At 48.4% G+C, this 9,545-nt stretch carries 10 protein-coding genes; 6 read left to right on the top strand and 4 right to left on the bottom strand.

Features of this window, described 5'->3' with window-relative positions:
• On the top strand, window positions 1–199 hold a 199-nt coding region (locus Q0P86_RS15800; RefSeq protein WP_295040795.1), incomplete at its 5' end, for a hypothetical protein.
• Here the strand turns inward: Q0P86_RS15800 and Q0P86_RS15795 are convergent.
• Together Q0P86_RS15795 and Q0P86_RS15790 are read right to left on the bottom strand one after the other, a co-directional pair.
• A complete protein-coding gene (locus tag Q0P86_RS15795; protein WP_295040793.1) occupies window positions 196–1,884 on the bottom strand; it encodes a M3 family oligoendopeptidase in 1,689 nt (562 codons plus the stop codon). The genes Q0P86_RS15800 and Q0P86_RS15795 overlap by 4 nt on opposite strands.
• Before the next feature lie 66 nt (window positions 1,885–1,950).
• The gene (locus Q0P86_RS15790; RefSeq protein WP_295040791.1) at window positions 1,951–2,607 is read right to left on the bottom strand and encodes a hypothetical protein; all 657 of its coding nucleotides are present in this window, start codon (window positions 2,605–2,607) and stop codon (window positions 1,951–1,953) included.
• Window positions 2,608–2,761: 154 nt separating this feature from the next.
• Between Q0P86_RS15790 and Q0P86_RS15785 the strand changes: the two genes are divergently transcribed.
• Both Q0P86_RS15785 and dnaA read left to right on the top strand, forming a co-directional pair.
• Window positions 2,762–3,493, top strand: coding sequence for a TIGR02452 family protein (locus Q0P86_RS15785; protein WP_295040789.1), 732 nt, complete (start codon window positions 2,762–2,764; stop codon window positions 3,491–3,493).
• Window positions 3,494–3,877: 384 nt separating this feature from the next.
• On the top strand, window positions 3,878–5,203 hold the full coding sequence (gene dnaA / locus Q0P86_RS15780; protein WP_290992118.1) for a chromosomal replication initiator protein DnaA: 1,326 nt from the start codon (window positions 3,878–3,880) through the stop codon (window positions 5,201–5,203).
• A gap of 273 nt (window positions 5,204–5,476) precedes the next feature.
• Here the strand turns inward: dnaA and Q0P86_RS15775 are convergent, their stop codons facing one another.
• Both Q0P86_RS15775 and Q0P86_RS15770 read right to left on the bottom strand, forming a co-directional pair.
• The gene (locus Q0P86_RS15775; protein WP_295040787.1) at window positions 5,477–5,938 is read right to left on the bottom strand and encodes a 23S rRNA (pseudouridine(1915)-N(3))-methyltransferase RlmH; all 462 of its coding nucleotides are present in this window, start codon (window positions 5,936–5,938) and stop codon (window positions 5,477–5,479) included.
• Between the two features lie 159 nt (window positions 5,939–6,097).
• Window positions 6,098–6,826: a metallophosphoesterase family protein gene (locus Q0P86_RS15770; protein ID WP_294114385.1), complete on the bottom strand. Its 729-nt coding sequence runs from the start codon at window positions 6,824–6,826 to the stop codon at window positions 6,098–6,100.
• Between the two features lie 220 nt (window positions 6,827–7,046).
• On the opposite strand from Q0P86_RS15770, the gene Q0P86_RS15765 reads away from it, so the two are divergent.
• The 3 genes from Q0P86_RS15765 to Q0P86_RS15755 all read left to right on the top strand — a co-directional run bounded on the left by Q0P86_RS15765 (window position 7,047) and on the right by Q0P86_RS15755 (window position 8,978).
• On the top strand, window positions 7,047–7,292 hold the full coding sequence (locus Q0P86_RS15765; RefSeq protein WP_294114381.1) for a DUF4160 domain-containing protein: 246 nt from the start codon (window positions 7,047–7,049) through the stop codon (window positions 7,290–7,292).
• Between the two features lie 2 nt (window positions 7,293–7,294).
• A complete protein-coding gene (locus tag Q0P86_RS15760) occupies window positions 7,295–7,696 on the top strand; it encodes a DUF2442 domain-containing protein (protein WP_295040784.1) in 402 nt (133 codons plus the stop codon).
• A gap of 64 nt (window positions 7,697–7,760) precedes the next feature.
• Window positions 7,761–8,978, top strand: a complete 1,218-nt coding sequence (locus Q0P86_RS15755) for an FISUMP domain-containing protein (protein ID WP_295040782.1) — start codon at window positions 7,761–7,763, stop codon at window positions 8,976–8,978.
• Window positions 8,979–9,545 lie beyond the last annotated feature (567 nt).

The following is a 9,545-nucleotide window of genomic DNA, read 5'->3' as shown; positions in this document are numbered from 1 at the left end:
GGATTCGAACCCTCGTTACCGTGAGGTAAACACGCTTTCCAAGCGTGCGCCTTCAACCACTCGGCCATCCCTCCAGGATGTGCGCCAAATATACCATTTTATTTTTCGTTTGTCAACCGTTTTGGGGCTTTTTTACGAAAAAAATGCATTTTTTTCTAGTCTTTCATCTGTTGGCACGAAAAGCCGTTCTTTCGTCTAGTTTAATTCGTCCCAAACGACCTGCATCAGAGGCTCGATCGTCTTTGCTGTGAAGTCGAACTTGATATTTGCAGCGGCAAAAAGCTCCGGAAGCGGGCGGCTGTCACCCAAACTTTCGGCCTTGAACAGGTCGTCGATGGCTTTTTTCGGGTCTTTCTTGAAATTCGCCCAAACCTGGAGCGCACCGAGCTGTGCAATCCCGTACTCGATGTAGTAGAACGGGCACTCGAACAGGTGCAGCTGCTTTTGCCACAGGTTGTTGCGAACCGCCTCGAAACCGGAGTAGTCCACGCCCGCATCGTAGCGGTCCATGATTCCCTTCCAGATTTCTTCGCGGTCCTTCGCGGTATGGTTCGGACGGCTGTACAGTTCGTGCTGGAAACTGTCGATGCTTGCCACCCACGGGAACAGCCAAATGACGTCCTCAAGCTCACCTTCGATGCTACGGCGGATTGCCTCGGAATCGTCTCCGTAGAAGGGTTTGAGGTTACTCATGCCGATCAGTTCCATACTCATGCTCGCGACTTCGGCAAATTCCGACGGAACATCGCGGTAGGCGAGGATAGGCTGGTTCGCAAGAGCGTATTGATGGAACGAATGTCCCGATTCATGCAGCAGCGTGTAGATGTCGCGGTCCGTTTCGGCAGAGTTCATGAAGATAAATGGAAGACGGCTTTCGTCGAAACCGATCTGGTAGCCGCCCGGAGCCTTGCCGAGCCTGCTATCCGGATCGATCAACTTTTTCGCCTGCATTTCGCGGGCCCACTTGCCCGCCTGCGGGTGAATCGATTCAAAAATTTGGTCGACCTTCTCGATGAGTTCATCGCCACTCTTGTACGGTTTCAGCGGAGCGCGGTTCAGCGGATCGACTGAGAGATCCCACGGACGGAGCGTCTTGAGGCCCATCTTGTCGGCGCGTTTCTTGTAGATTTCCTTGAGGAGCGGAAGCACCAGTTTTTCGACACTTTCATGGAAATTCCTACAGTCGGCGGGGGAGTAGTCAAAGCGGCACTTGGCAAGGAAAATGTAGTCGATGAAATCCCTGCAGCCGGCATTTTTCGCAATTTTGTTGCGGATTTTGAACAACTTGTCGAAGGATTCGTCGAGAGCATCCTTGTCCTTTAAGCGACGGTCCCACATGGTGCGGAATGCGCGTTCGCGAAGGTCGCGGTCGGTCTTTTCGAGGTAGGCTCCTAACTGCTGCATCGTCTTGATGCCACCGTCGAATTCTACGCTCATGCCGCCCGTAATCTTCTGGTAGGCCTGAACGGCCATCGTCTCTTCAGTTTCAAGAGGAATGTTTGCGGGGGAGAAAAGGTCCAGAGAAACTTGCACGCTGCGGAACCAAACGCCGAATTCATCCTTCAGCTTGTCCTTGGCCGGGTGCGCCATGAGTTTCTTATTGAGCTTGTCGCTGAATTCGTTCGAAATCGGGTCAACGTTGGTGACAAAGTCTTCGTAAGCCTTTGCCGCCGCTTCATCCTGGGTATTGCAAGTCATGGCGACATAGCGTCGACAAGAAACTTCCGAAAGTACCGAACCCAGTTCGCTCCATTTCAAAATCCAGGAGCGCAGGGCATTGGGGGAGTTGGCAACATCTTCGTCAAGCAATCTCTGATAAAGCGCCTCGACATCTTTTACATTGTCTACATTGAAATTTTCAGGTACAAAAGTTCTTTTAGTCATTGGTCTAAGTCTTGAGTTGTTAGTTAAAATCTTTCGTCTGAAGCTCGCTAAAAAGCATTCAAACGTCTAAAAACTTATCGCTCCTACCCAGTCGCTCACGATGTTGTCTAGGACTGAGGTACGCGCCTTGTCGGCAAGCGCCTGCTTTTCTTCCTGGCTTATTTTACGCTCCTGGTCGAAATCTAGCGTGAAAGCCTCTTCTTGTTCCTTGAGCGAAACATCCATACGCCCCACGATATGGACGACGTTGACATCCATCAACCGAAATATACGGCGGTCGATCGGCATTTCCGTTACTAGAACGATTCTATTGTCGCCGGGGACAAGCTTTACGGAATCGCGAAGCGCCACAGGAAGTTCCATCAAAGTATCTAGCACCAGGTTCGCCATCAGGCCACGAATCCAGAGTGTGTCGTTACCTTGATTCTTGGCATTCAACGTTGCCGTAAAATGGATCTTGCCGATTTCTTTTTCTAGAATTCCTCGAGCAAAATCTTGCACCAACGCAATCACGTGAGGATTCGGCAACAAGCTTTTCTTCAGATCATCGGACTTCGGGAAAAGATCCTTATTTATCGAGGCTGAATCAAGCGACAAATTGTCAAATTCCAGGACCGTCTTGGAAAGGATATCGGCAGCAGACAACTTTTGGGTAACGGCACAACCGTCCATCATCAAGGCCGTCATCAAAAAAAGGATAATAGATAAAAGAATTCGTCTCATTTTTATACAATATACAAAAAGAACCTCTACCAAAATTCCGCGATACCATATATATCAAGGCAAAAGGGTAAGATTGTCAAAGTCTGCTTGAAATTTTTTTCGATTTTACAAAAAAAGCCACAAAGACGATATATTTATAAAAAATGGAGTTTATATGAACAATCAATACAGAATGAGCAGGGGAGAATCCGCTCGCGAAGCTCGCAGGACTCGCCTGTCGACAATATTCAAGGATTCCGTAGAAATGATGCGATCACAGGACTTGCAGGAATCCATCAAGGCCTCCAGGGCTTATACCCGAACTTATTTTAACGACAATATTGAATTTAACCGCCCCGAATTCGGAAAAAAGACACAGGTCACGGTCACCAACCACAGGACCCTTGAAGCGGCAGGGTTGATTCACGAAAAAAATCCGGACAAGCGCATCGGTGTATTAAATTTTGCTTCGGCTACAAATCCCGGAGGAGGAGTCGTGTGGGGGAGTTCTGCTCAGGAAGAAAGCCTGTGCCGCTGTTCAACGCTCTACCCTGTATTGAATCAAAAAAGCCTTCTGACGAATTACTACGACTTTCACAGAAGCCGCCAGAATCCGCTTTACACGGACCGCTGCATCTATACCCCCAGTGTCAAGGTCATCAAGAGCGATACGGACTATCCCGAACGTCTAGACAGCAACAGATTCTTCGACGTGGACGTCATCACCTGCGCGGCACCGAACCTGCGGCATGCCGAACCGGTTTCCGATGCGGAACTAGAGCGGCTACACCTGCAACGCGGTCGTAGAATTCTCGATGTGGCTGTCGAGAACAAAATTGACTGTTTTGTCGCAAGTTGTCGCCAAAGTTTACGCCAAACTCATGGAAGAATTCAAGGGAGCCTTTGACCTTGTTGAATTCGCCGTGTTCTACTGGGGCAACGAAATAACGAATTACCAGGCGTTCAAGGATGCATTGGGATAGTTATTCCAAGGGGTAGTCGTCGCGTTGCGCCCCTCCCCTTATCCAGCATCTTAATTGCCGATAATGCGGATTATGTAAACTAGATGATCGGAAGAACAGGTTTTTCTCGCCATTCCCCTGCTTTATACTATACGGAAAAATGCAATTTTATCTGTTTGAGTATCATGGACTTACGGTGGCAGTCTGTTTTTCTATTTTTAATCATTGCCAGCGAATAGTTGAACTTATCAACAACCGCGCCTCTTTTTTCTAAATTTGACAACCTAATTGTGGATAGATTTGCAAGCCTTTGTGGATGAGGAATTGAAATGCAAGCTGAATGGGAAAGATGTTTGAACTACCTCCGTGGAATGCTCTCGGACTCGGTTTATAAGACCTATTTTGCACAGACCAAGCTTACCAGTCAGACGACCGGCCATGCTACGATCTCTGTTCCTTCCGGACTGGACACGGCAGTCTATTCCGCCTATAAGGAACTCATCCGCCTGGCCTGGCGAGAAGTGACTCACGACGAATCGGCCAAGGAATTCGATTTCCAGCAGCAGGAAGCTGTCGCACAACCGGCTCCCCAGGCGAACAACAGCTTCAAGGATTTCCTGAAGCCGAGTATTCCGCTTTCAGGATCGTTCCGTTTCGAAAATTTCGTTCCCGGCGACAAGGCGCAGCTCGCGTTCAACGCCGCTCTCGCCGTTGCAAGGAATCCTGACGGCACTCAGTACAATCCGCTATTTATTTACGGTTCTTCGGGTCTCGGCAAGACTCACCTGCTGCAGGCTATCGGCAACTACATTCTCGAAGAAGATCCGACCAAGCGCGTATGCTATCTGACCTCCGAAGATTTTTCGCAACAGTACATGAAATGCCTGCGCGAACAGCGTATCACGGAAATGTCCGACTTCTACAAGAACGAAGTCGACATTCTGCTGATTGACGATATCCAGAACTGGACTGGCAAATACGAGACGCAGAACGAATTCTTCCTGATTTTCAATGCGCTGCATCAGGCAGGAAAGCAGATTGTCCTCACATCCGATGCACCCGCCGCCGAAGTGAAGAATCTTTCTGACCGACTCGTGAGCCGCTTCTCGTGGGGTCTTACTGTCGACATTCAGCCGCCTGACGTCGAAACGCGCGAAGCGATTCTGCATAAGAAGGCCGAAGAACGCCACCTCGAAATCAGCGACGAAGTGTTGCATTACCTCGCCGAAAGCATCGCAAGCAACGTGCGTTGCCTCGAAAGCGCTATCATCAAGTTGACATTGCAGTCAAGCCTGATGCACCACGATATCGACATGAGCATTGCGCAGAAGGTCGTATCTGAAATTGCACCGACGCTCCGTCGCCGCGTAAGCCTTGACGCCGTGTTGCATACCGTTTCGAAGCACTACGAAGTTCCCGAAGCCAAGCTGACCGAATCGGGCCGCGGCACTAAGGAAATTTCGAAGGCTCGCCAAGTCGCCATGTACTTGATGCGCGAATGCTCCCCCATTAGCTTACAGAGCATCGGCTCCCGCTTTGGTGGCAAGGACCACTCCACCGTCGTTCACGCCATCAAGAGCGTGAAGAAGGAAATGGAGACTGACCCGAGCTTCGCCCGCCTCATTGAAAGCCTCAAGAATTCAATTCACGATTAAGGCATAGCCTACCGATAAAGCTTTATGGATCCCGGAACCTTCGGTTCCAGGATGACTTAAGCGTATACACTCATATTTGAACTTGAGAATATGACGCCTCCTTTAGTGGATGAGAGCGGTCACCTGTGAGCCACAAGCGACTCGTATTAACGAGTCGTGTTGGCGACCTTTGGACACTTGGCAACTTGTTGCCTTAGTGTACATGGCTACCTTTAGGTGGGAGCGAGCGCTTCGGGTATGTACTTTTTTGATTGGGCGCGAGCGGTCATCAACTCACCTATGATGGTATGGGTGGTTCTGCATGACCATCTGCACGCGGTAAAGCTGTTCGGCGAAAAGCACGCGGGCGTGGTCATGGGTAAAAGTCAGCGGCGAAAGCGAAAGAAGCAAGTCGGCGGTCTTTTTCAAGTTTTCGTCGATGCCATACGCCGACCCAATCAAGAACACGATGTTTCCCGGAAAGCGGTCACGCAAGGTGTCCGACAGATTAACCGTAGCCATCAGCTTGCCTTCTTCAGACAAAATAACGCGCTTGTATTCCGACTTCGGGAATTTCTTGTCAAAAAGGGCAGCTTCCTGCGCCAACGCCTGCACGCGGTCGTCTATCTTGGACTCCTTGAGTTCCACGACTTCGAGCGGGTACACTCCCCCACGCAAGCGCTTCACGTACTTGTCGACCTCGTCGGCAATGAACGGCGAACCCGCCTTACCAAAAACTGCTAGAACCCATTTCATATTAGACGAGAGACGAGAGACGAAAGACGAGAGGAAAACATACTAGACAAGAGACGAAAGACAATATAAACATTCTTTTTCACCACAACCCGTAAAACACCATCAAGCGAATCTCTCGTCTCTAGTCTGTAGCCGTGAAACGGCGTTCTCTCGTCTATTTTACCTTCCCACACTTAACCTATCAATGAGGAAGCTCGGCATGCCGGCTTTTTTCATGCGTTCCTGCGTCTGGTATACGTCGTATTCCACGCGAATCAGGCGCACGCACTTGGTCTCGGTATCGAGCAGGCACCAGCAAGAACGCGGGTCGCGGTCACGAGGCTGCCCCACGCTGCCCACATTCACCAGCAGGCGTTCCGTGTCCTCGATAGTGTATTCGTATTCATCCAGAATCTTGGGGATGGCGTTCGGACGGCTCGCCACAATCACCGGACTGTGCGTATGGCCCACAAAGCAGTAGCGGCCCTTGAAATGTTCAAAAGCGTCGAGGGCGTCTTCGAGCTCGGTCACGTACACCCAGTCCGCGGGCGAAAGCGGAGAGGCGTGCACAAAGCAAATATCGTTTTCTTCGCAAATATACGGGAGCGTCCTCAAGAACGAGACGGATTCGTCGGACAAATGATTCTGGGTCCATTCAATCGCCTGCTTGGCATACGGGTTGAACCCGGAGCTGGACTCATGCTTGATCGCCACGCTGTCGTGGTTGCCGATAATGCAAATGTCCATATTTTCGCGAGCAAGACGAACGCATTCATCAGGATCCGCACCGTAACCCACTAAATCACCAAGACAAACTTTCCTATCGACGTTGTTGTCTTTCATAGAAGCAATAACCGCTTCAAAGGCAACCGCATTCGAATGGATATCAGAACAAATACCGTATAGCATGGTCGTAATATAGTAATAAAACGAGTTTTGCTTTCATAGAAAAATAATATCAAGCGCCCTACTCCCCCAATCACGCACCTCCGCCGCGTTATAAAAATTTTACAAGTAGGAATGGTATTCAAAAGCGTCAAATAAGCGTGTATAGAAGAGGGACTTCCCCTATAAAAATGTTTAACCATTGCAGGATATAAAAATATATCCTATATTTAAAGGAGGCTACATGCCCAATTTGCTCACTGTTTTCGGCCTAAGGTTTTTCTTCTATTCTCGAGAACACGAACCCGTTCATGTCCATGTAGAAAGCAACGAAGGTCTTGCAAAGTTTGAAATTCAAGGAGGAATTGTTAAACTTGTAGACAGCAAGGGAATGAGACACAATGAATTGAAACTCGCAGAATCGATTGTAGAAGAAAACAAGGAACATTTTGAAAATGAATGGGTCAAGTATTTTAAAAATCTGGAGTAACAATGTACCATGAAGACATTGAAAAAATTGAACCGGTAAACGAAGGGCTACGCCTTACCGCAAAAGACGGGCGTACTGCAACACTATTTTTTGCAATGTTCGACCGTTTAAAACAGGCTTCTCCCGAACAGAGGCTTGATTTTAGAATGTCCTTTGGCGGACTCCGATGGGAATCCCTTGACGAGGATATTTCTTACGACTCCATTTTCGATCCTGAAAATTTTCCGCTTAGACTATCTACCGCACTAAGGCCCTTAAACATGTCAGAAGTCGCCCGCAGACTAGGGATTCAGCAATCCCTTATGGCCGCATATATGAACGGTTCAAAGCACCCATCACCAGAACGTCAAAAAATGATTTGTGACGAAATCCATAAAATCGGTCGAGAACTGCTAGAAGTCTAGATTAGATTGTCTATATTTGCACATGAGTTTAGTTTGGTGGGATTTTTATAACCGGAGGTCTTCTGTGAAGATTTTTAACGCATTGCGCAAGCGCATAACAGCATCAGCTCAGCCATGTCAGTCTGCAAGCAGCCTGCCGCGGCATTCGCTTCGCATGTTATTGGCCCTGTCCATTCTCCTAGCCCTGCTTGCAGCATGTGGCGATGAATCCTCTTCTTCTGTTTCGCCGGAACCGGGCGACGATTCTTCGTCTTCTGTCATCCCCGCCTCGAGCGGGGATCTCCAATCCTCGTCTTCTCAAAAGAGTTCCGGCAAGGATAAGTCTTCTTCCTCGATTGAAGAGAAATCCTCTAGTTCCGTAAGCGGAAAGAATAGTAGCTCGAGTGTTGTTGAGTCGAGTAGTAGCGAATTGATTTTCCATCGTTGTGATGATGGTGACACTTCATCTTCCGAAGGAGGTGGTTACGTATACTACTTTATATGTAAAAATAATGAGTGGGAAGAATATAGAAAGGCTCGTTTAGACTCCCTTGATTCTCTCGCTGCAATTGAAAAAAATAAGGAACACCCTAATTTAGATAGCCTTTTTGCTGGCTACGACGGAGAGTATCTAGAGTTTGAAGATCCTCGAGACGGTCACAAGTACAAATATATAGAATTCCATGGTTACACCGATGATGTTGGAAGTCATGCGACTTTTTATGTAATGGCTGAAAACTTGAATTATGGCAAGATTGTCCCCCGTGGCACGACAAAATTTGATGACAAAGTGACAGAAAAGTTGTGTTATGTAGATGACGAATGGTTTTGTGATAACCATTTTGGTGGCCTTTACACTTGGGCTGAAGCGATGAACCTGCCCAAGGTTTGCGATTCTGTTGAAGTTAGCAGTAATGATGCTTGCAAGGCTTATGCTGATTCTGCTAGAAACTCCGAAAAGATGAGGACCATTGTTTGGCAGGGAATTTGCCCTGATGGTTGGCACATTATGAATCAGAGAGAATGGCTTTATGCTGGGGGGGACCTGCGTTCAAAAGCTTTGTGGGAAGATTATGCGGGATATAACAGAACCGGAATGTCTATTATTCCAACAGAGCGATTGCAAACAGGCGTTTATACTGCGTTCTGGATGCCTTCTGCTTTGGAAAGTAATGTTGCAAAAGCAGTGTATTTTTATTCTGTTTCAAACAATGCTGATTTGTCAGGTGCCGATATAACACGAAGAACATTTCGTTCAATCCGTTGTGTAATGGACGCTAACAACTCGTTAACAGAAAACTAGTCAATTTACAAAAATTTTAACAATAAAATTAGGGCGTGAGGGGCATGTCCTAAGGAGAACCTATGTCTAAAAACAAGAAATCTATGAAAAATTCCAAGAAGCGCGTTAACAACTACAAGATGGACGCCTAAAGGCGTCTACGGCTGCATTCGGTCATGCCCAAACGCAAGCGTTTTGACGTCTACGACGTCCGTAGCTGCGGCTCGATAATGCAAAAACAAGTTTTTTGCGCTATCTCGCCTTGCATCCTTTTGTCGCGACACTCACTTGCACGCTACTGAAGCTCTTGAACCGCGCCCGCACTAAAGCGACGGCGAATGACTGGCCGCTAAGCGGACAGTAAAGGCCGAAGGCCGTAATTTGTCCGCGTGCGGAGCAGGCTGAGTCGGAGCGTTGCTTGCTAAGCGTTTTCTCGGATGGAAAGGTGACCCTAGAACAAGTCCGGGGTGACATCCGGGGGTTTTAGGGGGTGTCCCCTTAGGCGAGGGGGTAACGGCAGACACGGCGAAAGCCTGGCCGCAAAGCAAACATTCGTCGGCCAAAGGCCGAGGCCATGTGAGCGTGCAG

The organism is uncultured Fibrobacter sp. (genome assembly GCF_946062555.1).
GTDB lineage: Bacteria > Fibrobacterota > Fibrobacteria > Fibrobacterales > Fibrobacteraceae > Fibrobacter.
The sequence above is the reverse complement of the archived record's forward strand: the minus strand, read 5'-3'. Positions and strand labels throughout refer to the sequence as shown.

Excerpts from the sequence above, each read along its gene's own strand:
- Q0P86_RS15795 (WP_295040793.1), bottom strand. The coding sequence starts at position 1,884 with ATGACTAAAAGAACTTTTGTACCTGAAAATTTCAATGTAGACAATGTA.
- Q0P86_RS15790 (WP_295040791.1), bottom strand. The coding sequence starts at position 2,607 with ATGAGACGAATTCTTTTATCTATTATCCTTTTTTTGATGACGGCCTTG.
- Q0P86_RS15785 (WP_295040789.1), top strand. The coding sequence starts at position 2,762 with ATGAACAATCAATACAGAATGAGCAGGGGAGAATCCGCTCGCGAAGCT.
- dnaA (WP_290992118.1), top strand. The coding sequence starts at position 3,878 with ATGCAAGCTGAATGGGAAAGATGTTTGAACTACCTCCGTGGAATGCTC.
- Q0P86_RS15775 (WP_295040787.1), bottom strand. The coding sequence starts at position 5,938 with ATGAAATGGGTTCTAGCAGTTTTTGGTAAGGCGGGTTCGCCGTTCATT.
- Q0P86_RS15770 (WP_294114385.1), bottom strand. The coding sequence starts at position 6,826 with ATGCTATACGGTATTTGTTCTGATATCCATTCGAATGCGGTTGCCTTT.
- Q0P86_RS15765 (WP_294114381.1), top strand. The coding sequence starts at position 7,047 with ATGCCCAATTTGCTCACTGTTTTCGGCCTAAGGTTTTTCTTCTATTCT.
- Q0P86_RS15760 (WP_295040784.1), top strand. The coding sequence starts at position 7,295 with ATGTACCATGAAGACATTGAAAAAATTGAACCGGTAAACGAAGGGCTA.